This window comes from Bradyrhizobium sp. CCBAU 11430 (genome assembly GCF_028128855.1).
GTDB lineage: Bacteria > Pseudomonadota > Alphaproteobacteria > Rhizobiales > Xanthobacteraceae > Bradyrhizobium > Bradyrhizobium ottawaense.
The window spans coordinates 360,797-386,251 of the sequence record NZ_LBJV01000074.1; the positions used below are offsets into that span (position 1 = coordinate 360,797).

General features: G+C 65.1%; 19 protein-coding genes. 1 reads left to right on the plus strand and 18 read right to left on the minus strand.

Features of this window, described 5'->3' with window-relative positions; translation table 11 throughout:
- Window positions 1–3: 3 nt before the first annotated feature.
- Genes fdhF through XI04_RS38405 form a run of 3 tightly spaced genes read right to left on the minus strand, consistent with a single transcriptional unit; the run spans window position 4 to window position 4,917 of the window.
- Window positions 4–2,877 (minus strand): formate dehydrogenase subunit alpha, encoded by a 2,874-nt coding sequence (gene fdhF, locus XI04_RS38395; RefSeq protein ID WP_271609402.1) that lies wholly within the window; start codon window positions 2,875–2,877, stop codon window positions 4–6.
- Between the two features lie 10 nt (window positions 2,878–2,887).
- Window positions 2,888–4,444: a formate dehydrogenase beta subunit gene (locus XI04_RS38400; protein ID WP_038947109.1), complete on the minus strand. Its 1,557-nt coding sequence runs from the start codon at window positions 4,442–4,444 to the stop codon at window positions 2,888–2,890.
- Complete coding sequence (locus XI04_RS38405) at window positions 4,441–4,917, minus strand: formate dehydrogenase subunit gamma (protein ID WP_028143019.1); 477 nt, start codon at window positions 4,915–4,917, stop codon at window positions 4,441–4,443. The genes XI04_RS38400 and XI04_RS38405 overlap by 4 nt, the downstream gene beginning before the upstream one ends.
- Before the next feature lie 224 nt (window positions 4,918–5,141).
- Between XI04_RS38405 and XI04_RS38410 the strand changes: the two genes are divergently transcribed.
- Window positions 5,142–6,035, plus strand: a complete 894-nt coding sequence (locus XI04_RS38410) for a LysR family transcriptional regulator (RefSeq protein WP_028143020.1) — start codon at window positions 5,142–5,144, stop codon at window positions 6,033–6,035.
- 172 nt (window positions 6,036–6,207) lie between these two features.
- Here the strand turns inward: XI04_RS38410 and XI04_RS38415 are convergent, their stop codons facing one another.
- The 15 genes from XI04_RS38415 to XI04_RS38485 all read right to left on the minus strand — a co-directional run bounded on the left by XI04_RS38415 (window position 6,208) and on the right by XI04_RS38485 (window position 25,407).
- Window positions 6,208–8,538 (minus strand): PAS domain-containing sensor histidine kinase, encoded by a 2,331-nt coding sequence (locus XI04_RS38415; RefSeq protein ID WP_028143021.1) that lies wholly within the window; start codon window positions 8,536–8,538, stop codon window positions 6,208–6,210.
- 226 nt (window positions 8,539–8,764) lie between these two features.
- Complete coding sequence (locus tag XI04_RS38420) at window positions 8,765–10,138, minus strand: cation-efflux pump (RefSeq protein ID WP_028143022.1); 1,374 nt, start codon at window positions 10,136–10,138, stop codon at window positions 8,765–8,767.
- A 202-nt stretch (window positions 10,139–10,340) separates the two neighbouring features.
- Entirely contained in the window at window positions 10,341–11,309 is a 969-nt protein-coding gene (locus XI04_RS38425; RefSeq protein ID WP_028143023.1) for a quinone oxidoreductase family protein, read from the minus strand.
- Window positions 11,310–11,334: 25 nt separating this feature from the next.
- The gene (locus XI04_RS38430; protein WP_028143024.1) at window positions 11,335–12,330 is read right to left on the minus strand and encodes an NAD(P)H-dependent flavin oxidoreductase; all 996 of its coding nucleotides are present in this window, start codon (window positions 12,328–12,330) and stop codon (window positions 11,335–11,337) included.
- A 1,020-nt stretch (window positions 12,331–13,350) separates the two neighbouring features.
- Window positions 13,351–14,001 carry a hypothetical protein gene (locus tag XI04_RS38435; RefSeq protein WP_038947110.1) on the minus strand — a complete coding sequence of 217 codons (651 nt, stop codon included), beginning with the start codon at window positions 13,999–14,001 and terminating at the stop codon, window positions 13,351–13,353.
- Window positions 14,002–14,058: 57 nt separating this feature from the next.
- Window positions 14,059–14,256: a hypothetical protein gene (locus tag XI04_RS38440; protein ID WP_018315845.1), complete on the minus strand. Its 198-nt coding sequence runs from the start codon at window positions 14,254–14,256 to the stop codon at window positions 14,059–14,061.
- 179 nt (window positions 14,257–14,435) lie between these two features.
- Entirely contained in the window at window positions 14,436–15,842 is a 1,407-nt protein-coding gene (locus XI04_RS38445) for a hypothetical protein (protein ID WP_271609404.1), read from the minus strand.
- Window positions 15,843–16,485: 643 nt separating this feature from the next.
- Window positions 16,486–17,259, minus strand: coding sequence for a fumarylacetoacetate hydrolase family protein (locus XI04_RS38450; RefSeq protein ID WP_038947112.1), 774 nt, complete (start codon window positions 17,257–17,259; stop codon window positions 16,486–16,488).
- Between the two features lie 11 nt (window positions 17,260–17,270).
- Entirely contained in the window at window positions 17,271–18,290 is a 1,020-nt protein-coding gene (locus XI04_RS38455; RefSeq protein WP_271609405.1) for a 2-dehydropantoate 2-reductase, read from the minus strand.
- 98 nt (window positions 18,291–18,388) lie between these two features.
- Window positions 18,389–18,817 (minus strand): CBS domain-containing protein, encoded by a 429-nt coding sequence (locus XI04_RS38460; RefSeq protein ID WP_028143029.1) that lies wholly within the window; start codon window positions 18,815–18,817, stop codon window positions 18,389–18,391.
- A gap of 175 nt (window positions 18,818–18,992) precedes the next feature.
- A complete protein-coding gene (gene oxlT, locus XI04_RS38465; protein ID WP_038970588.1) occupies window positions 18,993–20,327 on the minus strand; it encodes an oxalate/formate MFS antiporter in 1,335 nt (444 codons plus the stop codon).
- A gap of 258 nt (window positions 20,328–20,585) precedes the next feature.
- Complete coding sequence (gene oxlT, locus XI04_RS38470) at window positions 20,586–21,875, minus strand: oxalate/formate MFS antiporter (RefSeq protein WP_028143031.1); 1,290 nt, start codon at window positions 21,873–21,875, stop codon at window positions 20,586–20,588.
- 397 nt (window positions 21,876–22,272) lie between these two features.
- On the minus strand, window positions 22,273–23,772 hold the full coding sequence (locus tag XI04_RS38475; RefSeq protein WP_028143032.1) for a tripartite tricarboxylate transporter permease: 1,500 nt from the start codon (window positions 23,770–23,772) through the stop codon (window positions 22,273–22,275).
- A gap of 43 nt (window positions 23,773–23,815) precedes the next feature.
- The gene (locus XI04_RS38480; protein WP_271609406.1) at window positions 23,816–24,307 is read right to left on the minus strand and encodes a tripartite tricarboxylate transporter TctB family protein; all 492 of its coding nucleotides are present in this window, start codon (window positions 24,305–24,307) and stop codon (window positions 23,816–23,818) included.
- Between the two features lie 92 nt (window positions 24,308–24,399).
- Window positions 24,400–25,407, minus strand: coding sequence for a Bug family tripartite tricarboxylate transporter substrate binding protein (locus XI04_RS38485; RefSeq protein WP_028143034.1), 1,008 nt, complete (start codon window positions 25,405–25,407; stop codon window positions 24,400–24,402).
- Window positions 25,408–25,455 lie beyond the last annotated feature (48 nt).

Sequence of the window (25,455 nt, forward strand, 5' to 3'; positions counted from 1 at the left end):
CGGTTACTCCGCTGCCTCGGCTGGCGCAATGCGGCGGGACTGCCGCGCCTGCGCGTCATAGGCCTTCTGCCAGTCGGACGGGCCGTTCGAGGGCGAGACCTCGACCGCCGTGACCTTGTATTCGGGGCAGTTGGTCGCCCAGTCCGAATAGTCGGTCGTGATGACGTTGGCCTGGGTGTCCGGGTGATGGAAGGTGGTGTAGACGACGCCGGGCGCCACGCGATCGGTGATCTCCGCACGCAGCGTGGTCTCGCCGGCACGGCTCTTCAGCCGCACCCAGTCGCCGTCGCGCACGCCGCGCTGTTCGGCATCGTGCGGATGGATCTCGAGACGATCCTCGGCGTGCCAGACCACGTTCTCGGTGCGCCGCGTCTGCGCGCCGACATTGTACTGGCTGAGGATGCGGCCCGTGGTGAGCAGCAGCGGATAGCGTGGGCCGGTACGCTCGTCGGTCGCCACATATTCGGTGACGACGAACTTGCCCTTGCCGCGTACGAAGCCGTCGATATGCATCACCGGCGTACCCTCCGGCGCCTTCTCGTTGCAAGGCCACTGCACCGAACCAAGCTCGTCGAGCTTGGCGTAGGAGACGCCAGCGAAGGTCGGCGTCAGCGCCGCGATCTCGTCCATGATCTCGGATGGGTGGCTGTAGTTCATCTCGAAGCCCATCGCCCTGGCAAGGCCGATGGTGACCTCCCAGTCGGCCATGCCGTTCTTCGGCGTCATCACCTTGCGCACGCGCTGGATGCGGCGCTCGGCGTTGGTGAAGGTGCCGTCCTTCTCGAGGAAGCTCGAGCCGGGCAGGAAGACGTGGGCGTAGTTCGCGGTCTCGTTGAGGAAGAGGTCGTGGACGATGACGCATTCCATCGCGGACAGTGCAGCCACAACGTGCTTGGTGTTGGGATCGGACTGGAGGATGTCCTCGCCCTGCACGTAGATCCCCATGAACGTGCCTTCGACCGCGGCATCGAACATGTTGGGAATGCGCAGGCCCGGCTCGGGGTTGAGCTTGACGTTCCACAGCGCCTCGAACTGGTCGCGCACCGCGTCACCGGAGATGTGGCGGTAGCCGGGCAGCTCGTGCGGGAACGAGCCCATGTCGCAGGAGCCCTGCACGTTGTTCTGGCCGCGCAGCGGGTTCACGCCGACGCCGGGACGGCCGATATTGCCAGTGACCATCGCAAGATTCGCGATCGCGATCACGGTGGTCGAGCCCTGGCTGTGCTCGGTGACGCCGAGGCCGTAATAGATCGCTCCGTTGCCGCCGGTGGCGTAGGTGCGCGCGGCTTCGCGCAGATCCTTCGGGTTGACGCCGGTAAGGATCGCGGTGGCTTCCGGGCTGTTCTTGGGCTGCGCGACGAACGCCGCCCACTCCTCGAACTCGCTCCAGTCGCAACGTTCGCGCACGAAGGCTTCGTTGACGAGGCCTTCGGTGACGATGACATGCGCCAGCGCGGTCATGACCGCGACGTTGGTGCCCGGCATCAGGGGCAGGTGCAGCGCCTTCACATGCGGCGATTCCACCATCTCGGTGCGGCGCGGATCGATCACGATCAGCTTGGCACCCTGGCGCAACCGCTTCTTCAGGCGGGACGCGAACACGGGATGAGCGGAGGCCGGATTGGCACCGATCACGAGGACGACGTCGGTGTCCTCGACCGAGTCGAAATCCTGCGTGCCGGCGGAGGTGCCGAAGGTGGTGGCGAGGCCGTAGCCGGTCGGCGAGTGGCAGACGCGGGCGCAGGTGTCGACATTGTTGTTGCCGAAGCCGGCGCGGATCAGCTTCTGCACCAGATAGGTCTCTTCGTTGGTGCAGCGGGACGAGGTGATGCCGCCGATGGCATCGCGGCCGTATGTCTTCTGGATGCTGCGCATCTTGGCGGCCGCGAACGAGAACGCCTCGTCCCAGGACACTTCGCGCCAGGGATCCTCGATCCGTTCGCGGATCATCGGATTGAGGATGCGTTCGCCGTGGTTGGTGTAGCCCCAGGCGAAGCGGCCCTTGACGCAGGAATGGCCGCGATTGGCCTTGCCGTCCTTGTAGGGCACCATGCGCACGACTTCCTCGCCGCGCATCTCGGCCTTGAAGGTGCAGCCGACGCCGCAATAGGCGCAGGTGGTGACGACGGAGTGCTCGGGCTGGCCGATCTCGATCACCGACTTTTCGGTCAGCGTTGCAGTCGGGCAGGCCTGCACGCAGGCGCCGCAGGAGACGCATTCGGAGCCGAGGAAGCTCTCGCTCATGCCCGGCGAGACGCGGCTGTCGAAGCCGCGGCCGGAGATAGTCAGCGCGAAGGTGCCTTGCACCTCCTCGCAGGCGCGGACGCAGCGCGAGCAGACGATGCACTTGGAGGGATCGTAGGTGAAATAGGGGTTGGACTCGTCCTTGGGCATCCAATTGTCGTTGGAGCAGCCGCGCGATTTGGCGAAGACGTGGTTCTCGCCGTCATAGCCGTAGCGCACGTCGCGCAGGCCGACCGCGCCCGCCATGTCCTGCAACTCGCAATCGCCGTTGGCGCCGCAGGTGAGGCAGTCGAGCGGATGGTCGGAGATGTAGAGCTCCATCACACCCTTGCGCAGCTTCTTCAGCCGCTCGCTCTGGGTGTGCACGACGAGGCCGGGCATCACCGGCGTGGTGCAGGAGGCAGGCGTTCCGGCGCGGCCCTCGATCTCGACGAGACAGAGACGGCAGGAGCCGTAGGCGTCAACCATGTCGGTCGCGCAGAGTTTTGGGATCTGGTGACCCGCGTCCATCGCGGCCCGCATGATCGAGGTGCCCTCGGGCACCGTGACCTCATTGCCGTCGATGGTCAGCGTCACCATCGTTTCCGATTTGGAAGCCGGCGTGCCGAAGTCGATTTCTTCGATCAGAGACATTGTCGTTCTCCTATTCCGCGGCTTGGAGCGTGGTCGGTGCGGGTGCGAAATCTTCCCGGAAGTGCTTCAATGCGCTGAGCACGGGGTAGGGCGTGAAGCCGCCGAGCGCGCAGAGCGAGCCGAATTTCATGGTGTTGCAGAGGTCTTCGACCAGCGCGAGGTTTTCGTTGACGCGCTCGCCGTTGATGATCTTCTCGATGGTCTCGACGCCGCGGGTCGAGCCGATCCGGCACGGCGTGCACTTGCCGCAGGATTCGACGGCGCAGAACTCCATCGCGAAGCGCGCTTGCTTGCGCATGTCGACGCTGTCGTCGAACACGACGATACCGCCATGGCCGATCAGGCCATCGCGCGCGGCGAAGGCCTCGTAGTCGAATGGCGTGTCGAACAGGGCACGAGGGAAATAGGCGCCGAGCGGACCGCCGACCTGCACGGCGCGGACCGGCCGGCCCGTGAACGTGCCGCCGCCGATGTCGTCGACGAGCTCGCCGAGCGTCACGCCGAAGGCGGTCTCGAACAGCCCGCCCTGGCGGATGTTGCCGGCAAGCTGGATCGGCATCGTGCCGCGCGAACGGCCCATGCCGTAATCCGCGTAGGCCTTGGCGCCTTCGGCGAGGATGAAGGGGACGGCCGCGAACGACAACACGTTGTTGATGACGGTCGGCTTGCCGAACAGGCCGTGATGCGCCGGCAGCGGAGGTTTTGCACGCACGATGCCGCGGCGGCCTTCGAGGCTCTCCAGCAGCGAAGTTTCCTCGCCGCAGACATAGGCGCCAGCGCCGACCCGCACTTCGAGGTCGAAGCTGTGGATGGATCCGCCGATCTTGTCGCCGAGATAACCGCCTCGCTTGGCAGTCCGGATCGCAGCGTTCATCGCTTCCACCGCATGCGGATATTCGCTGCGGATGTAGATGTAGCCCTTTGTCGCGCCGACGGTGATGCCGGCGATGGTCATGCCCTCGATCACCAGGAAGGGATCACCTTCCATGATCATGCGGTCGGCGAAGGTGCCGCTGTCGCCCTCGTCGGCGTTGCAGACGATGAACTTGCGGTCGGCCTTGGCCTGCGTGACCGTCTTCCATTTGATGCCGGTCGGAAAGCCGGCCCCGCCGCGGCCGCGCAAGCCCGACGCCGTGACTTCGTTGAGGATCGCATCCGTGCCGAGCGACAGTGCTCGCTCCAGCCCCTTGTAGCCACCATGGGCGCGGTAGTCGTCGAGCGAGCGCGGATCGATCACGCCGCAGCGGGCGAAGGTGAGGCGGGTCTGACGCTTCAGCCAGGGGAGCTCTTCGGTCGCACCCAGCCGCAACAGATGCGGCGTGTTGCTCGCGAGCGCGTCGAGCAGGGACGGCACATCGGCTTCAGTGACCGGGCCGAACGCGATGCGGCCTTGCGGCGTCGCTACCTCGACCAGCGGCTCCAGCCAGTACATACCGCGCGAGCCGGTCCTGACGATCTCGATCGCCACGCCGCGCCTGGCTGCAGCCTGCTCCAGCGCCAGAGCAACTTCGTCGGCACCGACGGCAATCGCGCCGGCGTCGCGTGAGACGAACAGACGCAAGCTCATCGCTGTGCCTCCACAATCAACGCATCGAGGCGCTTCTGATCGAGCCTGCCGATGAGGCGGCCGTCGAGCATGGCGGACGGTGCGGTCGCACACAGGCCGAGGCAGTAGATCGGCTCCAGCGTGACGCGATCGTCGGCCGTGGTATTGCCGAGTGACACGCCGAGCTTTGCTTCTGCGCGCGCCGCCAATGCATCGCCGCCCGCGGCCTGGCAGGCTTCCGCGCGGCAGAGCTTCAGCACGTGGCGGCCGGCCGGCTTGTGGCGGAAATCATGATAGAACGTGAATACGCCGTGGACCTCGGCGCGCGACAGGTTGAGCGCTTGCGCCACCATGGGAATGGCCGCCTCCGGCACGTAGCCGAACGCCTCTTGCAGCGCGTGCAGGATGACCAGCGTCGCGCCCTCCCGGTTGGCGTGTTCGGCGATGATCTCGGCGCCGCGCGTCTCGTTCCAAGGCTCAAAAACCGCTGTCATTCTTCGTTCTCAACCTGAGCGTTTCCTCGGTGCAAACTAGTTGGAATCATTCGCAGATCAATAAAGCTGTCCCGTGCTGCGATTGCGAATTCGGATCGATTTGCAACCGCAATCGACCGATGCGAATTGGTAATGAAAGTTGTATCGGCTGCCGGTTTTTGCGTGTTGCTGCAGGCCCGGCGTGCTAGCTTGCATGCCACGATGGAATCCGAGGGGACGACCGGTTGATCGACAAGCTTGAACTATTGCTGGCGCTGGCGAAGGAGCGGCATTTCGGCCGCGCGGCGGAGGTCTGCGGCGTGACGCAACCGACGATGTCGACCGGGCTCAAGCAGCTCGAGGAGATCCTCGGCGTGATGCTGGTGCAGCGCGGGTCCCGTTTCCAGGGGTTCACTCCCGAAGGTGAGCGGGCGCTGGACTGGGCGCGGCGGATCGTCGGCGATGCCCGCGCGATGCGCGACGAGATCAACGGGCTGAAGCATCAGCTCTCCGGCGAGATCCGCATCGCCGCGATCCCGACCGTGCTCGGCATGGTCGCAGCGCTGACGACGCCGTTTCGCGCCCGGCATCCCGAGGTGCGCTTCCGTATCCAGTCCACCACCTCGTCCGAGGTGCTGGGGCTGCTCGAAAATCTCGAGGTCGATGCGGGGCTGACCTATATCGAGAACGAGCCAATCGGCAAGGTGCGCACCATTCCGCTCTACAATGAGAGCTACCGTCTTCTGACTGCGCCGGACGGCATGTTCGGTGACCGCGAGACGGTGACATGGACCGAGGTCGGGCAGGTTCCGCTGTGCCTGCTGACGCCGGACATGCAGAACCGCCGCATCATCGATCGCGCCTTACGCTCCGTCGGCGCGGAGGCGACGCCGACGCTGACCTCGAATTCGCTGCTGGTGCTGTTCACGCATGTGAAGACGGGACGCTGGGCGAGCGTGATGCCGGCCAAGCTTGCCGAGACGCTCGGCCTGTCCGACACGGTGCGCTCGATCCCGATCACCGATCCCGACGTCAATTACAGCATCGGCATGGTGATCCCGCAGCGCGATCCGATGACGCCGCTGATCGCAGCGCTGGTCAATGTCGCGAGGGAAGTCGCGCCGTCGCTGCAATTGTAGATTCGAGCAAGCGCCTCGTCCTTCGAGACGACCGCTTCGCGGTCTCCTCAGGATGAGGCTCTACCCCCGTCGCGCTCCCTTGGAACTGCTGCCGCGTACTCCGCCCTCATCCTGAGGGCCCGCCGCAGGCGGGCGTCTCGAAGGATGGCCGCAGGCGCGTTCCCGCCGCGCGCTAAGCCGCGGCCGATATCCCGGACGCCGCCTTGATCGCGTCGCGTGGCAAGGTCACGCGCACGACGGTGCCGACCTCGAGCTTGGAGCGCAGCCGCATCGAGCCGCCATGGAGCTGCGCCAGCGAGCGGGCGATCGCGAGGCCGAGGCCCGAGCCGTGATAGGTCTTGGTGAGCTGGCTCTCCACCTGCTCGAACGGGCGGCCGAGCCGCGCCAGCGAATGCGGCGCGATACCGATGCCGGTGTCGGCGATCATCAGCACGATCCGGTCGTCGAGCTGCCGGCTGCGCACCACGATGCGTCCGCCGTCCGGCGTGAACTTCACCGCGTTGGACAGCAGGTTGACGATGATCTGCTTGGTGGCGCGGCGGTCGGCGACGACGGAGATGGATTTTGCGATGTCGGCGTCGAGCGTCAGGTGCTTGTCCTGGGCCCGGCCGGTGACGACCCGCAAGGATTCCGCCAGCGTCTGCGCCAGGTCGAGCTCCTCCATGTCGAGCTTCATGCGGCCTGCCTCGATCTTGGACATGTCGAGGATGTCGTTGATGACCTCGAGCAGATAGTGGCCGCTGGTCAGGATGTCCTGGCAATATTCCTGGTACTTTTCGCTGCCGAGCTCGCCGAACATGCCGGAGCCCATGATCTCGGAGAAGCCGATGATGGCATTCAGCGGCGTGCGCAGCTCATGGCTCATATTGGCGAGGAATTTCGACTTGGTCTGGTTGGCTTCCTCGGCGCGGGTCTTCTCGCGCTGGTACTTCTCGGCGAGGTCGGCAAGCTCGACCGCCTGGCGCTCCAGCGCCGCCTGGGAGCGCTTCAGGTCGATGACGGTGGCGCGCAGGCGCAGATCGTTGTCGACCAGCTTCTGCTCGTGCTCCTTGATGCGGGTGATGTCGGTGCCGACCGAGACGTAGCCGCCGTCCTTGGTGCGGCGCTCGCTGATGTGCAGCCAGCTGCCGTCGTCGAGCTGCGCCTCGAAGGTGCGCGCGCCGGGGCCTTGGGCGGCGGTCTCGTTGTGGCGGGTGCGCACCTCCGGCATGCGGCCGACTTCGAGCACGGTCTCGTAGGAGGTGCCGGGGATCACGGCGGTGTCGGGCAGCTTGTGCAGGCGCTGGAAGTGCGAGTTGCAGAGCACGAGGCGGTCGCTCGCGTCCCACAGCACGAAGGCCTCCGGAATTGTCTCGATCGCGTCGCGCAGGCGGAGGTCGGCTTCCACCGTCCTCTCGGCGAGGCTCTTCTGCTCGGTGATGTCGACGGCGATCCCGATCAGGTGCACGCTGGAATCGGTCGCCCCGCGCGTCTTCTCGCAGCGGACGCGGAGCCAGATCCAGTGGCCGTCGACATGCTGCATGCGGAAGGTCTGGTCGATGTGGTCGATCTTCTCGGAGATGAGCTGGTCGGCGATCGCGAACAGGTCGATGTCGTCGGATTTCACCAGCGCGTTGACCTCGCCGAAGGTGAGGAGCTCGTTGCGGCCGTCGAGGCCCAGCATCGAGAACATCGATTGCGACCAGAATATCCGGCCGCGCGACAGGTCCCAGTCCCACAGCCCGCAACGGCCGCGGTTGAGGGCGGTGTCGATCCGGCCGCGCACGGCGTCGTTGATGAGGTCGCCTTCGCGGGCGCGGGTGGACTGCCAGTGGAAGGCGAAGCCCAGGATCAGGACGACGAATCCGGTCGTCGCCGACAGCGTCACCGAGAGCGCGGCGTCCGAGCCCCAGATCGGCTCGTTGCGCTCCTGGATCACGGTGATGAAGCCGGGCAGCGACTTGATCTGCCGCGAGGTCGCCATCGCGGCGTTGCCGCTCGGCAGCGTCATGTCGGAGACGTTGCCGTCGCGCGTCGGCGCCGCGAGCAATTGTGCGGTCGTGATGGCATCGAGCAGGCGGTCGTTGCCGGAAGGGTCACTGTCGACCGGGACGCGGGCGAGGAGACGGCGATCGACGCCGGCCGAGGTGACGATGACGTGGCGGCCCGAGGCCGTGCCCCAGGACGGGATCATATCCGGCAACAGCGCCGGCAGGCTCTCGATGTTCTTGAGCCGCTCCTGTCGCGCCGAGGTGAGGCGGTCGATGCGTTCGGCGAGCAGGTCGGCCAGCGCCGAGATGTCGTGCCGGATCACCAGCCGCTTCTGACGCGTCTGATCGACGACCTGCACGAACGCGCCGAGGCAGATCGTGATCAGGAACGCGATGATGAGCGTCGGCACGGCGCGACGAAGCGCCGGCTCTGCAATCAAGAGCCGATGATAGGCAGGTTTCGCGATCGATTGCGCCAATCCCTTGATCGAATCGGATTGGACGCACGCGTTCGCGGCGTCTGCACGCGACATGCCTTTGGCCCCCTAAAAACCTGCTTGCAACTGAAGTTCGGAGGCAGCCCCACATCGCTTCCGAATCACAGCGATTTGAATCCAGTTTTCGCGGGGTGTCGAGAGTCAATGAATCGTTAACGCGTAATTATTCTTATCCAATGCGCAGTTTGCGTAGCGCGCGTCCGCAAACGCACGGGCGCGAGGAGTCCGAAACGAGAACGTGCGACTCCTCGCGCGCTCCCAGTCACGCACGCGGCGGTTCGGCGTGGCTGATCACGCGCTTCACGCTCGGGAACGCGCGCCGCAGCGCGCGCTCGATGGCGTCGACGTGCTCGTGCACCTTGATCACGCTCATCGACGGCGCGGCGCGGCAGTGGAAATTGACGATCTCGCCGGCGTCGGTGTTGCGGACGCGCACATTATGGATGTCATGGATCTCGCTGCCGGCGGCGTATTCAGTCAGCGCGGCGGCGATGGCCTGGACGCGTTCCGGCGCGGCATCGACCCCGAACGGCAGTTCCGGCTCCAGCGGCTCGATATGGACGTCGACCTCGACGTCGGCGCCGAACTCCTCCTGGATGTTGCGCTCCAGCGTGTTGGCGACGTCATGGGCTGCCTCTAACTGCATGGCGGCGTCGACCTCGAGGTCGATGCTGACGATCAGCTTGCCGCCGAGATCGTGCACCGTGACGTGGTGGACGGCGAGGCCCGAATTGTGCGCGATCACCATGATGCGGTCGCGCACGGTCTCGTTGTCGCGGGCGACGGGGACGGCGGTGAAGGTGAGGTCGGCATCGCCGAATGCCTTGTCCACGGCGGCCTGCGCGCTGCGCTTGATCTCCTCGACGCGGTCGATCGGATAGGTCCGCGGCACCTTGGCGATGGTGTCGATGAACGTGGTCGCGCCGACCATGCGCACGCGCAGCCGCTCGACGTCGATCACGCCCGGGACGCTGCGGATCGCGGCCGTGGCCTTCTCCTGCGCACCCTGCGGGGCGCGGTCGACCAGCGTCTGCACGGTCGAGCCGGCCATGCGCAGGCCGAGCAGGGCGATCATCACGGCAACCGCGGCGGCAGCGGCCGCGTCGCCCCACCAGAAGCCGAGGGCGGCGAGGATCAGGCCGATGATCACGGCGAACGAGCCCATCACGTCGGAGGCGAAATGCAGCGCGTCGGCGGCGAGCGCCTGGCTCCTGGTCTCGCGCGCGGCGCGGTGCAGGGCGCGGGCGCGCCAGAGATTGACGACGATGTCGATCACCAGCACGACGAACGGCACGGCCGAAATGGTCGGCGGCGGGGTTCCCTCGCGCAGCCGGCTGTAGGCCTCGACCAGGATGCCGCCGGCAAGCACGTAGAGCAGGGCGGTCACACCGAGCGCCGAGACGCTCTCCAGCTTGCCGTGGCCGTAATGGTGCTCCTCGTCGGCCGGCTTGTCGGACACCCGCACCACAGCCCAGGTGATGATGGTCGCGACCAGGTCGATCGAGGAGTGCAGGGCCTCGGAGATCAGCGCGAGCGAGCCGATCGCGATGCCGACCGCGAACTTGGCCGCCGCCATGCCGCCGCTGGCGAAGATGGAGATCGCGGCGACCGAGGTTTTGCTGTGCTGGGAGGTCATGGCGGGGGATTTAGCAGCCTAGCGCGGGACATCAAGTGATGATCCACAGGAGTAGTCGCTAGTGATTTGCAGGAGCAATCCGCGTCGTGCCTAGTCTCGTAGGTGGGCAAAGGCGCAAAGCGCCGTGCCCACCATTCGTCAGTGATGGATACAGATCGTGGGCACGCTTCGCTTTGCCCACCCTACGGGACCGCGGTATCCCTCACACCGTCACCACGATCTTCCCCAGGTGCTTGTTCGCCTCCATGTGGTCGAACGCCTTGTCGATGTCGTCGAACGCGAACACCTTGTCGATCGGCAGCTGCAGTTTTCGCGATTCCACCGCGCCCCAGATGTCCTTCCTGACCTCCTCGAAGATCTCGCGGACCTCTTCGATGGTGCGGGTGCGGAAGGTGACGCCGACATAGTCGATGCGGCGCGCGGCATGCAGGTCGAAGTTGAAATCGGCATGGGTGCCGCCGAGCCGGCCGACATTGACGATGCGGCCCTTCACCTTGGTCGCGGCGAGGTTCTGGCTCGCCACCTTGCCCGAGACCTGGTCGACGATCAGGTCGACGCCTTCACCGTTCGTCGCCTTCAGGACCTCCTCGACCCATTTCGGATCGGAGCTGTCGACGGCGAGGTCGGCGCCGTACTCCTTCAGCCGGCCGCGGCGCGTGGCATCGGTCGAGGAGCCGATCACGAGCTTTGCGCCCTTGAGTTTTGCAATCTGCATCGCCATCAGGCCGACACCAGAGCTGGCGCCCTGGATCAGCACGCTCTGGCCCGCCTGCACGCCGCCGACGGTGACGACGGCGTTGTGCATGGTCGCGAGCGCGACGGGGAGGGTGGCGGCTTCCTCGAAGTTCATGTTCGAGGGCGCGCGGAACAGCCGGCCGTGATCGGCGAGGGTGTACTCGGCAAACGCAGCGCCGCCCGAGCCCATGATGCGGTCGCCGATCTTCACGCCCTGGGCATCCGGTCCGAGCTCGGCGACCTCGCCGGCCCATTCCATGCCGAGCACGGTGCCGGCGCCGCCGGCCGCGCCGTGGGCGTGCCCCTTGCGCATGCCGGTGTCGGCGCGGTTGAGCCCGCAGGCGCGGACGCGCACCAGCACCTGCGTGCCCTTCGGTTTTGGTTGAGCGACGTCGGAAATCCTAGCGCCCTCAGGGCCGTAGACGTAAGCCTTCATGGATTGCTCTCGCTTCTTGCGGTGATTATTCGGCGGCTTCGCGTTGCGGCTGAACGATCATGCCTTCGAGCCGGCTGCGGATGATCGCTTCCGCTTCGCGCACGATGCGGGAGATGAGTTCGGCGCAGGTCGGGATGTCCTGGATCAGGCCCTGCACCTGGCCGGCCGACCAGATGCCTTCGTCGGAGTTCCCGGTCGCATAGACCATCTTGCCGCGGGCACCCGCGACCAGCTCGCGGATGTCCTCGAACTTGGCGCCTTCCTTTTCCATCGCGACGACCTTGGTCGAGATCTCGTTCCTGGCGACGCGCGAGGTGTTGCGCATGGTGCGGAAGATCAGCTCGGTCTCGCGCTCGTCATTGGCGACGATCTTCTCCTTGATGAGCTGGTGGATCGGGCTCTCCCTGGTCGCCATGAAGCGCGTGCCCATGTTGATGCCGTCGGCGCCCAGCGCCAGCGCTGCGACGAGGCCCCGGGCATCGGCAAAGCCGCCCGAGGCGATCATCGGGATCTTGATCTTGTTGGCGGCGGCGGGGATCAGGATCAGGCCGGGCGTGTCGTCCTCGCCGGGATGGCCGGCGCATTCGAAGCCGTCGATCGAGATGGCGTCGACGCCCATGCGTTCGGCCGAGAGCGCGTGGCGGACGCTGGTGCATTTGTGCACGACCTTGACGCCGTGCTTCCTGAACTCATCGACATGCTCCTGGGGCTTGTTGCCGGCGGTCTCGACCACCTTGATGCCGCTCTCGATGATGGCCGCGCGGTATTCGGCATAAGGCGGCGGCTTGATCGCGGGCAGGATGGTGAGGTTGACGCCGAACGGCTTGTCGGTGAGGTCGCGGCAGCGCGCGATCTCCTTGGTCAGGTCCTCCGGCGTCGGCTGGGTCAGCGCCGTGATGAAGCCGAGCGCGCCGGCATTGGCAACGGCGGCGACCAGCTCGGCGCGGCCGACCCATTGCATGCCGCCCTGGACGATCGGGTGCTCGACGCCGACGAGTTTCGTGAACCGTGTCTGCAACATGCTGTGTTTCCCCCTGGATGGCCCGCAGGCTCTGTTGTCGGTGATGGCGGAAGGATGCCGCCGGGGGTGGTAAAAGTCTATCAGCGGGGCGTGCGGTGGGGGCGGGGCGAGCATGCAGGGAGAGGGAGGATTCCGTGGCGCGGATAATCCTGGGGCTCGTGTCCCGGATGTGCTGCAACGTCCTTCACGTTGCGGCGCAGAGCGGGACCCATGCTCAGCGAGGGCTCTGAAAGATGGGCCCCGGCTCTGCAGCGCACCGTCGAAGGGACGCTGCGCTGCGTCCGGGGCACGGATAACCTCGATCCGGTTCTTCAAACACTAGACACACCTTCGCCCTCTCGCGGCATCTCCGCCCGAGTTTTGCGTCGTCGCGTTGCCCTCATGAAAGACAAGGGCGCAGGGAAGGCCGGGCGCCGGCTGGCACCCGTAAGTCCGTGCGCTACGAAGATGCACACGGGGTGGACCACAGGTGAGCCGAACGCCCGGCCTTCCCTGCGCGATGGCTTACGGCGTACTTCGTGCTCTCCTCGGGGAGCGATGCACTATTGCCCCCGTCGCCTTGCGGGTGATTGATGCGCGCGCCGGTTGGCCGCCACATCACCGCAGGACTTGACGCACAGACCCCGGGCGTCAGGACCACACGACTTGACCGTCCGCGCACGTCTTCGCTGGGACTTCGAGTGCTGGCGTGTGCTCACGCCCGAAGCCATGCGAAGACGCTGTCGGCGCCGGGTCGTATGCGCGGAAAGCGCTTTGCTCACGGTTTCCCGCCCTGCAATGCTGCTCGCGCCCGACGCCGTCGCGTCCATCGCACCCCGGTCCGCGGTTCGTGACGATCGCGATCCGCCCCTTGTCTCGGGCCAGGGTGACTTGCTTGTACGGCAAATCAGAATTTCGGTAAAGTGGAATATTTGACGCGGCTGGGCTTGACAGGCGAGAGGGAGGATTTGGCGGGGTGTTTTGCCCGACGGGCAGGGGCTGCGCTCGCAATGACGGCGTCGTGTGGTGCAGGCTGCCGGGCTACTCTGCCGACAGCCGCACCATCTGGCGGCCGCCGTTTATTTCCTTGAGGCGGTTGACGAAGTTTTCCGGGCGTTGCCAGCGATTGGGAACTTCCAGGCCCATGTACTCGGCGATGTCGCCGATGAAGCCGGTGCAGTTCATGGTCTCGGCGTTCCAGACCGGCGAGTTCGCCTGCTTCTTCTTGATGTAGGCGAACACGCGCTTGGCGTCGGCTTCGTTCAGGTAGACGCGATAGCTCGCGGTCAGATATTCCGGATCGAGATCGCCGTAGCTCGCACCGGTTTCCGACGGCACGAAGGTGACGTGGCCGAGCACGTAGGCGAGCGTGTCGCCGGCCGGCGTGAGCCCGGCGACCTCGACCGCCTTCTCGCTGGTCTTGCCGTACCAGACGAAGGCGTGGCCCCAGCTCGCGGCGGTTCGCGCACGGAAGTCGACGTAGTAGGGACCTTTCTCCGCGCGCGCGACGGAGCGCCGCGTCGACTGCGGCTGAGGCCGCGATGTGGAGTCGCTCGTGGCAAGCGCGTTGGCGTCGGCAACGCGCTTGTTCGCTTCGTGGGCGGAGGCCGAGGGCGTCGTACACGCGATCATGGCCGCGAGGGCGAACCCCGCAAGGATGCAGGGTCCCGATCGATCAGGTTTGTTCGTCACGCTGTGCCCCTCGACTGTCGGCCGCTTACGCCAGTTTTGCGCTTGGTCTGTTGCGCGTCAGTAGCGCGCAGCGACCGGGCCGGGCGCCTTGCCGATAGGGGCCTTTCCAACCGGGCTCTTGCCAATCGGCATCTTGCCGATCGGCGCCTGCTCCGCCGGATAGACAGGTACCGGCTGGCGGCGCGGCAGATCCGCAGCGTTCGCAGCCGTCACCAGAGCAAGCGTGGCACCCAGAGCAATTACAATCTTCTTCACAGCTGATACCCCTAGAAGGTTTGGTCCAAACACGGCAGTGCCGTGCCCCCAGACACGCCTCAGAGATGGACGTCCGAATGCGACCAAGTTGCGGCACCCCCGCGACATGTTGGCGGCATATCTCTGACGCGCGCAGATGTGATGTGTCTGGATGTTTCGGAGTGCTGCTATCAGGCTTCTCACCCGATCCGGTTCAAACTGTTCCTGATCGTCGAGAAGATGCCGCCGATGTCCTTGCGCAAGGCATCGAGCGCGTTGAAATTGTCGAAGATGCGGGCGAGGCGGTCTTCGACCTCGCGCTTGCTTTGGGTCAGCGCATCGACACGCGAGGCGAGGGTGACGTCGCCATTCGTCTCGATCTCGCCGACGGTCCTGGCGAGGAGATCGCGGGTGGCACCGACCTCCGCGATCAAGGCCTCGATGCCGAACACTGGGGCCTTCAACGGGACGAGGTCGGTCTGCGACTTCGACAGCTCCGTCTTGAAGGCGTTCAGCGTCGCCAGCGTCTCCTGCAGGGCGCCGAGGCGCTGGCGTGACTGCAGGACGAAATCGTTCAGCGCGTTCTGGCGGTCGGCAAGGGTCTTGCCGTCGGCGTCCGTTTCGACATCGGCGAGCGAGCGTTCGAGCTGCGCCTGGCGCTGGCCGAGCTCCTCGAAGTCGAGCCGGATGCTTTTGAGAATGTTGAAGCTGTCGTCGATGCGGGCGAGGCGCTGCTCGATCTCGATCTTGTTCTTCGACAACGTCTCGACGCGCGTGGCAAGCGGCGTCTCGCCGCCGGTCTCGAGCTCGTCGATGGTCTTGGCAAGGCGCTCGTGGCCGAGGCTGAGCTCGCCGATCAGGGCGTTGATGCCGGCGTCCGAGGCACGCAGCGGCACCAGCTCGGCGTGGGATTTCGCCAGATCCTCCTTGTACTGGTTGAGTGTCGCAAATGTCTCCTGGACGCTGTTCACCCGTCCCAGAAGCGCTGCCACGTCGCGCGCGATGTCCCTCTGCCGATCGGCGAGGTTGTTCTTGCGGTCGTCGGTCTCGAGATCGTGCAGGGAGCGTTCGAGCTGGTTCTGGCGGTCGCGGATCTCGGTGAAGACCGGCTCGACCGCGCGGCGCTGCTCGGCGACCTTGCCGACCATGTCGCGCAGGTGCTGCTGGCGACTGCGGATTTCGGCGAGCTGGTCGTGCATGTCGGTGGCTTGGTTGCGGCCCTGCTGGAGCAGAGCGCGCTGCTCGGTCTCGCCCAGCTTGTCGTGCAGCGCAGAGACCGCCTCCCTCGGGTCGCTCTCGATCAAATGCTGGACAGTGGCATCCAAGTGGTTTTGCAGAGCGTGGGCAACGACGACGTCCTCGCGGGTTTTCTTCAGCCGGTCACGCAGCGTCTTCAGGCTGCGGTCCTGGCGCGACAGCCGCCAGGCTGAAGCGCCGATCAGGGTCAGCGCGAGGGCGGGGAATATTCCGGTCGCGATGCGCTGCGGCACCGGCAGGCCCGCGAACCAGGCGGGCAGGTGGCTGATGTCGTGACCGAACGCCTGCTGGGCGACGACCGCGACGATGGCCAACAGGCCGAACCAGGCAATCAGGAAAAACAGCCACATCGTGAATTCCACACGCCGGCGCACATTTTCGCCATGATTGCCAAGAGCGGAACCGAGCGCAAGGGGCGGGCAGGCTTGTGGGCTGTTTCGGGCGCCGTGATCCACGGCTGGTTGCATTGGCCGATGGGTGGGGCGGCGCGGAAGGTGCCGGGTTTTCCCGGACAGACGTTCCGCACACGCGTCATGCCCGGCTTGCCGGGACAAGGCCGGCCATGGCGGATCGAGCAGCGTTAGAAGCCCGCGCGAGCGGAGCGACATGCGGGACCATGCGAAGAGTCGTCCCCGATGTCGCTTGGCTTATCCGGGCTGCTGCGCCGTGCGCGCTATCATTTCTCGAGGAAGTTCGAGCGCATCTTGTCGGCGAACCAGACCGCGAAGATCGCACCGAACGCGAGAGCAAAGTACAGAGCCGTCCACAAAAGTGCATTACTTGCATTCGTCATGGCGTCCTCCCTGGCGTCAGAAACTGATTGCCGGGAAGGATAAGGCGGCCGTGCCGGCGCGATTTGCGCCGGATCAATTTTGCCGCGCTGCAGCGAGAATAAGTGAGTAGCCCGCATGAGCGCAGCGACTTGCGGGACCACAGCGAAGAGCCGTCCCGGATATCGCTTCGCTCATCCGGGCTTCGGGCCGGTGTTTGCAGCTACAGCCGAAACTCGTTGGTGAGCTCGCCGATGCCGTCGATCGCGACGGTGACCGTGTTCACCGGCTCCTTCATCACGCCGACGCCGACCGAGGTGCCGACGGCGATGAGGTCGCCGGGGAGCAGGGTCATGTCGTGGGAGATCCTGCTGACCAGCTCCTGCGCCGAGAAGATCATGTCGGAGATCGGGTAGTTCTGCCGCTCCGCGCCGTTGAGGATGGTGCGGACGATCAGCTTGGCCGGATCGAGGCCGGTTGCGATGACCGGGCCGAACGGGCCGTAATCGTCGATGCCCTTGGCGCGGGCCCATTGCGGGAAGGTGGGGTCGCTGGTCAGGATGTCGTTGGCGGTGATGTCGTTGACGCAGGTATAGCCGAAGATGCAGCTGTTGGCTTCGCTGGGGGAGACACGCGCGCAGGTCTTGCCGATGACGATGCCGAGCTCGCCTTCATAGGTGGTCTTGCCGTCGTAATAGGAGGGACGGCGGATCACGGCGCCGGGCGTCGTGATGGTGGTGGTGGCCTTGAGCAGATACAGCGGCTCCGGCGGCTCGGGCTGGTTGAGCTTGGCGGCGAGCGCGTGGAAATTATTCCAGAGCGCGACGATCTTGCTGGGCGCGCAAGGCGCCAGCAGCTCGACCTCCGACAGCGCCAGAATCTTGCCGGTCGCGGCGTTGCGGCCGAACATCTCGCCCTCGTGCACGCTGATGCCCGATGGCGTCAGCGTGCCGAAACCGGTCGCGCCATTATTCCGGAAGCGCAGCCACTGCTTCATCTCGCCCGCCATCACGCCACCGCCAGTGCGCGGGGATCTGAAGGTGTCGAGACGCCGTCATAGAGCCCGGCGATGCGGGCGCGCTGGGTCACCATCGCCAGCACCGAATCGAGCGCGGGCGTCGCGATGCCGGTGATGCGGCCCATCTCCTGCACCACGGTGACGAGCGGGTCGATCTCCATCGGGCGGCCGCGCTCGAGATCCTGCAGCATCGAGGTCTTGTGCGCGCCGACCTTGCGGGCGCCCTCGATGCGGCGCTCGACGTCGACGCGGAATTTGACCCCAAACGTCTCGGCGATCGCTTGCGTCTCCACCATGATCGCGCGTGACAGCGCACGCGTGGACGGATCGGTGCAGATCACGTCGAGCGTTGCATGGGTCAGCGCGCTGATCGGGTTGAAGCAGACATTGCCCCACAGCTTGAGCCAGATCTCGTCGCGGATGCGGTCGAGCACCGGCGCCTTCAGCCCGGCCGCGACGAACAGATCGGCAAGGCGCTGCACGTCGCTCGTGATCTCGCCGGAGGGCTCACCGAGCGGGAAGTTGTTGCCGTAGACGTGGCGGATCACGCCTGGCGCCTCGATCTCGGTGGCGGGATAGACGATGCAGCCGATGGCGCGCTCGGCGCCGATCTCGCGCCACTGCCGCCCGCCGGGGTCGATGCTCTCCAGCGTCGAATTCTCGTACTGACCGCCATGCTTGTAGAAGTACCAATAGGGGATGCCGTTGACGGCGGTGACGATGCGGGTGTGCGGCCCGAGCAGCGGCTGCATCTTCTCGATCACGCCGGTGATGGAATGCGCCTTCAGCGTGATGATGATGTAGTCCTGCACGCCGAGCTCGGCGGGATCGTCGGTGCAGCGCGGATGCACGGTGTGCCTCTCCTCGCCCGCGAGCAGCGTCAGGCCGCGCTCGCGCATTGCGGCAAGGTGCGCGCCGCGCGCGATGAGGCTGACATCGGCGCCTGCGCGTGCAAGCTGAACCCCGAGATATCCGCCGATTGCGCCGGCGCCGTAGATGCAGATCTTCATGAAATCCTCGCGGGAGACCGGAATTTTGGGACGAAAGATCCGGTCCGGCTCGAACGTGTCCGAGCCGGCCGGTAGTCACAGGGGAAGTGTGCGTCGCTTTAGGCGGCCGCTTGCGGCGTGCCGTTGATGGCCTCGTCCATGGCAGCTGCGATGTCGCGCATGCTGATGACGGAGACGAGGCTGTAATCGTCGATGACGGGCAAATGGCGGATGTGATGCCGGTTCATCAGATGCCGGACCTGCTCGATCGTATCGCTGGAGGTGCAGGACACCAGCTGCTGCACCGAGACGAGCTGCGAGACCTTGACGTTGACGGCATTCGCGCCGTGCTCGGCGACGGCGCGCACCACGTCACGCTCGGTGAACATGCCGACGGCGGTATTGCCCTCGGAGCGGACCACGTCCTTGACCACGAGAGCGCTGATGTTGTTGGCGCGCATCAGCTTGGCGGCGATACCCACCGTCTCGTTCATTCGCACCGTGACAACGCGCGGCGTCTTCTTGCGCAGAATGTCTCCGACCAGCATTGCAACCTCCCTGGGTGAATGTTGCAGGAAGTGTGGTATACATAATGCCAATCGTCAAGCGCTGGTTTGGGCGATCCGAAAAATCTTGCGACAGCAATACTGACGTTTGCTTGGTGCGAAAAAGAAAGGGGCGCATCCCTGCGCCCCTTGTTGATCCCTGCAATGTCAGTGGCGGCTACGCCGTCTCGGTCTTTGCAGTGGTCTCGGCCCTGCCGGTTGCTGTGCTCGCGCTCTCGGCTTCCTTGCCGAGGATGAAGGCGCGACGCATAGGCTTGATCACGAACAACGCCGTCAGCGCCGCCGTCGCGTTAAGGGCGACCGCGACCACGAACACGGACTTCCAGCCGTAGGTCGCCGAGATCACGCTGGCGAGCGGGACGAGCAGGGAGGCGGTGCCCTTCGCGGTGTAGAGCATGCCGTTGTTGGTGGTCGCGAATTTCGAGCCGAAGGTGTCGCCGCAGGTCGCCGGGAACAGCGAGTAGATCTCGCCGAACACGCCGAAATACACGGCGGTCGCGAGCACGAACACGACCGGGACATGACCGTAAGCCGACAGCGTCAGCAGCATCAGCGCCGCGGTGCCGAAGGCGATGAACATGGTGTGCTCGCGGCCGATCGTGTCGGAGACCCAGCCGAAGAAGGGGCGTCCGAAACCGTCGAGGATGCGGTCGAGCGAGATCGCGAAGGTCAGTGCCGCCATCTGGAAGCCGGCCAGCGTGACCGGGGTATCGGCGATCTTGAAGTCGTGCGCGATCGGGCCGATCTGCGCCGCGGTCATCAGGCCGCCGGATGCGACCATGACGAAAACGAGATACATCACCCAGAAAATAGGGCTGCGCAGCACCTGCGGCGGGGTGAAGTCGATCTTGGTCTGCGGCAGGTTGAGCTGCTTCTTCTTCGGCGGGATCGAGAGCCGCGGCGGCTGGATGAAGAAGGCGAGCACGAACACGATCACGCCCTGGCCGATGCCGAAGGTGAAGAAGGCGTGCTGATAGCCGCTCGATGCGATCATGGTCGCGATCGGTACGATGGTGAGCGCGGCGCCCGCGCCGAAGCCCGCGGCGGTCGCGCCGGCGGCAAGGCCCCGGCGGTCGGGAAACCATTTCAGCGCGTTGCCGACGCAGGTGCCGTACACCGCGCCCGCACCCATGCCGCCGATGATCGCGGCCGCGTAGAGCAAGGTGAGACTGTCGGCATAGGAGTTGAGAATCCAGGACAGCGCGATCATCACGCCGCCGAACATGACGACGATGCGCGGGCCGTATTTGTCGACGAACCAGGCCTCGATCGGCACCAGCCAGGTCTCGGTGACGACGAAGACGGTGAAGGCGAGCTGGATCGCGGCGCGTCCCCAGTGATGGGCCGCATCGATCGGATCGACGAACAGCGTCCAGCCATATTGCAGGTTGGCGATCATCGCCATGCAGACGATGCCCATGACGAGCTGGAGCCAACGGAAACCGGTGCGAAGAGGCGCGGCCGTGACGGCGCCGTCCGTGCTGGAAATCATCAAGAACCTCCCAACGCGCCTGATTGATCACGACTTTGGATTGCAAGATGACCCAGTGTCGCAAATGTTGTGGCTTATCGTCGCAAGCGCGGCGCGGAGCTTGGTATACCATATTCCAGAATGCAAGCCCTATCTGCGGCGGATTGTCACAAATCTGCGGTTCCATTGGAGCGGGACCGGCGCTGCAAGATGTCGCCAAACGAAAACGCCCGGCCGTGAGGCCGGGCGTTTGCTCGATGAAGAGCTGCGATGGGCGTGTCAGACGGTCGATTTGGCGACCACGACCTTGCGCCAGGGCTTGAGCACCGCGATCGCCAGCAGCGAAGCCAGGATGTTGGCGCCGGCCGCGATGATGAACACGCTGTCCCACGTGCCCGACGACTGCTGCATGTAGTTGCCGATCGGCACCAGCAGTGCGGCGGTGCCCTTTGCAGTGTAGAGCAGGCCGGCATTGGTGGTCGCGAACTTGGCGCCGAACGTGTCGGTGCAGGTCGAGGGGAATAGCGAGTAGATCTCACCCCAGGCGAAGAACACGAAGCCCGAGAGCAGCACGAACCAGATCGGATCGTGGCCCCAGAGGTAGAGCATCCAGATGCCGAAACCTTCCATGCCGAAGGCGATGAACATCGTGTTCTCGCGGCCGATCATGTCGGAGATCCACCCGAAGAACGGACGCGTCAGGCCGTTGAGCACGCGGTCGATCGTGGCCGCGAAGGTCACCGCCGTCATCGTCACCGCCATCAGCGTGACCGGCACGTTGTCGACCTTCCAGTCGGCCGCGATGGGCTTCAGGTTGGCCGTCACCATCAAGCCGCCGGCGCCGACGATCACGAACATGAAGTACATCAGCCAGAAGATCGGCTGACGCAGCACCTCGGTCGGCTGGTAGTTGCGCCGGGTCTGCAGCAGATTGGCATTGGCCACCACGTTCGGCACCTGACCCGCTTTCGGCGCGAGCAGGAAGAAGGCGAGGATGCAGATGATGATGCCCTGTCCGAGGCCGAAATAGAGGAAGGTGGTCTGGAATCCACTGTCCTTGATCATGGCCTGGATCGGCGCGACGGTGAGCGCGGAGCCCGCACCGAAGCCCGCGGCCGTGATGCCCGCGGCAAGACCGCGCTTGTCCGGAAACCACTTCAGCGCGTTGCCGACGCAGGTGCCGTAGACGCCGCCGGCGCCGATGCCGGCGATGATCATGCCGAGATAGTAGCCGTTGAGCGTGGTGGCCTGGGCGTTGATCGCCCAGCCGATGGCGCAGAGCACGCCGCCGACCAGCACGACGATGCGCGGACCGTATTTGTCGACGAACCATCCTTCGACCGGGACCAGCCAGGTCTCGAACAGGACAAAGAGCGTAAAGGCCCACTGGATCGACGCGCGATCCCAGCCGAACTTCTTCTGGATGTCAGGGACGAAGAACGTCCAGCCGTATTGATAATTGGCAATCATCACCATCGCGGCGACGCCAACCGCCAACTGCGTCCAGCGATAGGCATCGCTGACGCGCGCGACGCTTGGGGCCGCTGTTGACTGCACCATGTCTGTCATAAAAAACCCTCCCGAAGGCGCCGATCATTTTTATGCGTGCGCTGGTTCGCATCCTGGTATTCATTATGCCAAGATTCAAGCGAAGGACTGGAGGGTGCGGCGAAATATCGCGGATTCTTCACATGCACCATGGCTGCTCGATTGTAAAGCTCAATCGGCTTCCGGCCTGCGATCAACCCGTTGATTTCGTGAGAAGTCTTCCCCGTTTCGGCGAAGCCGCAAGCGGCTGCGGGAACCTGCGCATCCGCAATTTTCAGCTTCTGCGTCGGTGGAGCGCGCTGCCCCCTCGCACATCGGTGCGCGGCTGCTCAGTCCTGGAATTCTGTATTCCAGAAGTTCGGCCGCGCGGCGGGTTTCGGCGGCGGCCGCTGGCGCCGATTGCGCCGGCGCGCGCGCCTCACGCCATCGACATGCGCAGCCGGCTGTAGCCTTCCTGGATCGCGGACCAGAACAGGGCGACCAGACCGAGCGCCATGATGGTGCTGACGAGGCCGTTGGAGAAGAACACGCCGAGCGAGCCCTGCGATCCCAGCAGCGATTGGCGGAAGGCTTCCTCGGCCTTGTCGCCGAGCACGATGGCGAGCACGAGAGGTGCGAGCGGGTAGTTGCACTTCTTCAGGAGATAGCCGAGCACGCCGAACACCAGCATCAGCATGACGTCGAAGGTGCTGTTGTGCACCGAATAGGCGCCGATCGCGCACAGCACCAGGATGAGCGGGGCGATGATGCCGAACGGCACGCGAAGGATCGCGGCGAACAGCGGCACGCAGGTGAGCACGACGATGAGGCCGGCGAGATTGCCGAGATACATCGAGGCGATCAGGCCCCAGACGAATTCCTTCTGCTCGACGAACAGCATCGGACCTGGCTGCAGGCCCCAGATCAGGAGGCCGCCGAGCAGCACGGCAGCCGTCGGCGAGCCGGGCACGCCGAGCGACAGCATCGGCAGCAGCGCCGAGGTGCCTGCCGCATGCGCGGCCGTCTCCGGCGCGATCACCCCTTCGATCTCGCCCTTGCCGAAATTGTTGCCGCGCCGCGCCAGCCGCTTGGCGATGCCGTAGCTCATGAAGGATGCCGGCGTCGCTCCGGCGGGCGTGACGCCCATCCAGCAGCCGATCAGGCAGGAGCGCAGCGAGGTCATCCAGTAGGTCGGCAGCTCGCGCCAGGTCTGAAGCACGACGCGAAGGTTGATGCTGGCATTGCCGCCGCGGAAGGCGAGCCCTTCCTCCATGGTCAGCAGGATCTCGCCGATCCCGAACAGGCCGATCACGGCGATCAGGAAGTCGAATCCGTTGAGCAGCTCGGTGACGCCGAAGGTGAGCCGCAACTGGCCGGTGATCGAATCGAGGCCGACCGCGGCGAGCGCGAAGCCCATCATCATCGCCGCGATGGTCTTGAACGGCGGCTCCTTGCTGAGGCCGACGAAGCTGCAGAAGGCGAGGAAGTACACCGCGAACTTCTCCGCCGGACCAAATCGCAGCGCAAAGCCCGCGACCAGCGGCGCGACCAGCGTGATCATGATGACGGCGAACAGCGCGCCGACGAAGGAGGAGGTGAAGGCGGCCGTCAGGGCTTCGCCGGGCTTGCCCTGTTGCGCCATGGGATAGCCGTCGAAGGTGGTCGCCACGGACCAGGGCTCGCCGGGGATGTTGAACAGGATCGAGGTGATGGCGCCGCCGAACAAGGCGCCCCAATAGATGCATGACAGCATGATGATCGCCGATGTCGGCGGCATGCTGAAGGTCAGGGGAAGCAGGATCGCCACGCCGTTGGCGCCCCCGAGCCCCGGCAGCACGCCGATGATGACCCCGAGCGTGATGCCGATGATCATCAGCATGATGTTGTAGGGCTGCAGGGCGACCGCGAAGCCGTGAAATAGATTGGCCAACTCTTCCATATCGATACGTCCTGCAGCAGCAATTGAATGAATGCGTGGGCCCTTACAGACCGAGCCACTCCTCGAACGGCCCCTTGGGAAGCGGGACCAGGAACCAGCGCTCGAAAACGAGATAGGTCACCACCGGCATGCCGACCGCCACCGCGATGACCGTCAGCCAGCGATAGCCGCCGAGCCAGCGCATGAACCAGGCGATGAAGACCATCGAGGCGATGTAGAGGCCGATGAACGGCATCGAGCCGACATAGATCGCGGTGGGCACGACGACGCTCATGACCTGGCGAAGCTGTCCCCATGACGCGAACAGGTGGCCGTCGTCGTCGCGTTGCGCGCTCCAGAGATTGATTGCGCTGGCACCGACGATGGCGGCGCCGACATAGAACGGGAAGAATCCGGCACGCGGGCCTTCCGCGCCCCAGTTGATGCCGGCCTTGATGCTGCCGAAGATCACGACGAGACCAAAGGCGCCGATCAACAGCGCCATGCCGATCTCCAGCGTCTTGTGGGTCGGGCCGGATTCGGATTGTTCAGTCATGGGAGCTCCAGGCGGAATCGGACTGTTTCGCAGCAGACGGGAGGACGACCGGCGTCCTCATCCGTCATCGGTGTCGCGGGTCAATCCCGGGATCAATTGCCCGGCGCGAGGAAACCGGCTTCCTTCATCAAGCCCTCGTGCCGCTTCTCCTCCGCCTCGACCCACTTGGCGTAGTCGGCCCCGGTCAGGAAGGTCGTGTTGAAGGCGCCGCTCTTCATGAAGTCCTGCCATTCCGGCGTGGCGCGAACCTTCTTGAACAGCTCAACGTAATACTCGACCTGATCCTTGGTGGCCTTGGGCGACATGAAGATGCCGCGCAGCATGAGATATTCCATCGCGAGGCCCTGCGACTTGCAGGTCGGAATATCCTTCCAGGCCTTGCCCTCTGCGATCGGCTCGTCATAGGCCATCGGCTGGGCGTCGAAGACGCAGAGCGGACGGAGCTTGCCGCCGCGCCATTGCGCGACCGCCTCGATCGGATTGTTGACGGTGGAATCGACGTGATTGCCGACGAGCTGAACCGCGACCTCGCCGCCACCCTTGTAGGGGATGTAGGTGAACTTCGCGTCGATCGCCTTCTCGATGCCGACCGTAATGATCTGGTCTTCCTGCTTCGAGCCGGTGCCGCCCATCTTGAATGAGCCGCTTGGGGCCTTCTTTGCGGCGTCGACGTAATCCTTGACGCTGGTGTACGGCTTTTCGGCATTCACCCAGAGCACGAATTCATCCAGCGCCAGCATCGCGACCGGAGTCAAATCCTTCCAGTTGAACGGAATCCCCGTTGCCAGCGGCGTCGTGAACAAGTTCGAGAGCGTGATGATGATCTTGTGCGGATTGCCCGACGACGTCTTCACGTCGAGAAAGCCTTCACCGCCTGCACCGCCGGCCTTGTTGATGACGACCAGCGGCTGCTTCATGAGATTATGCTTGGTGACGATGCCCTGGATGGTTCGTGCCATCTGATCAGCGCCGCCGCCGGTGCCCGCGGGCACGATGAACTCGACCGGACGAACCGGCTCCCAGGCCGCAAAACTTGCAGTGCTGCCGGCGCACGACATCGCCATTGCCGCCAAAGCGACATTCAGAACGAATGACTTCATCTCGTTTCTCTCCCTGTCGAAACGCGGCCGTTCTTTGCCAGCTCGCGT

Excerpts from the sequence above, each read along its gene's own strand:
- fdhF (WP_271609402.1), bottom strand. The coding sequence starts at position 2,877 with ATGTCTCTGATCGAAGAAATCGACTTCGGCACGCCGGCTTCCAAATCG.
- XI04_RS38400 (WP_038947109.1), bottom strand. The coding sequence starts at position 4,444 with ATGAGCTTGCGTCTGTTCGTCTCACGCGACGCCGGCGCGATTGCCGTC.
- XI04_RS38405 (WP_028143019.1), bottom strand. The coding sequence starts at position 4,917 with ATGACAGCGGTTTTTGAGCCTTGGAACGAGACGCGCGGCGCCGAGATC.
- XI04_RS38415 (WP_028143021.1), bottom strand. The coding sequence starts at position 8,538 with ATGTCGCGTGCAGACGCCGCGAACGCGTGCGTCCAATCCGATTCGATC.
- XI04_RS38420 (WP_028143022.1), bottom strand. The coding sequence starts at position 10,138 with ATGACCTCCCAGCACAGCAAAACCTCGGTCGCCGCGATCTCCATCTTC.
- XI04_RS38425 (WP_028143023.1), bottom strand. The coding sequence starts at position 11,309 with ATGAAGGCTTACGTCTACGGCCCTGAGGGCGCTAGGATTTCCGACGTC.
- XI04_RS38430 (WP_028143024.1), bottom strand. The coding sequence starts at position 12,330 with ATGTTGCAGACACGGTTCACGAAACTCGTCGGCGTCGAGCACCCGATC.
- XI04_RS38445 (WP_271609404.1), bottom strand. The coding sequence starts at position 15,842 with ATGTGGCTGTTTTTCCTGATTGCCTGGTTCGGCCTGTTGGCCATCGTC.
- XI04_RS38450 (WP_038947112.1), bottom strand. The coding sequence starts at position 17,259 with ATGAAGCAGTGGCTGCGCTTCCGGAATAATGGCGCGACCGGTTTCGGC.
- XI04_RS38455 (WP_271609405.1), bottom strand. The coding sequence starts at position 18,290 with ATGAAGATCTGCATCTACGGCGCCGGCGCAATCGGCGGATATCTCGGG.
- XI04_RS38460 (WP_028143029.1), bottom strand. The coding sequence starts at position 18,817 with ATGCTGGTCGGAGACATTCTGCGCAAGAAGACGCCGCGCGTTGTCACG.
- oxlT (WP_038970588.1), bottom strand. The coding sequence starts at position 20,327 with ATGATTTCCAGCACGGACGGCGCCGTCACGGCCGCGCCTCTTCGCACC.
- oxlT (WP_028143031.1), bottom strand. The coding sequence starts at position 21,875 with ATGACAGACATGGTGCAGTCAACAGCGGCCCCAAGCGTCGCGCGCGTC.
- XI04_RS38475 (WP_028143032.1), bottom strand. The coding sequence starts at position 23,772 with ATGGAAGAGTTGGCCAATCTATTTCACGGCTTCGCGGTCGCCCTGCAG.
- XI04_RS38480 (WP_271609406.1), bottom strand. The coding sequence starts at position 24,307 with ATGACTGAACAATCCGAATCCGGCCCGACCCACAAGACGCTGGAGATC.
- XI04_RS38485 (WP_028143034.1), bottom strand. The coding sequence starts at position 25,407 with ATGAAGTCATTCGTTCTGAATGTCGCTTTGGCGGCAATGGCGATGTCG.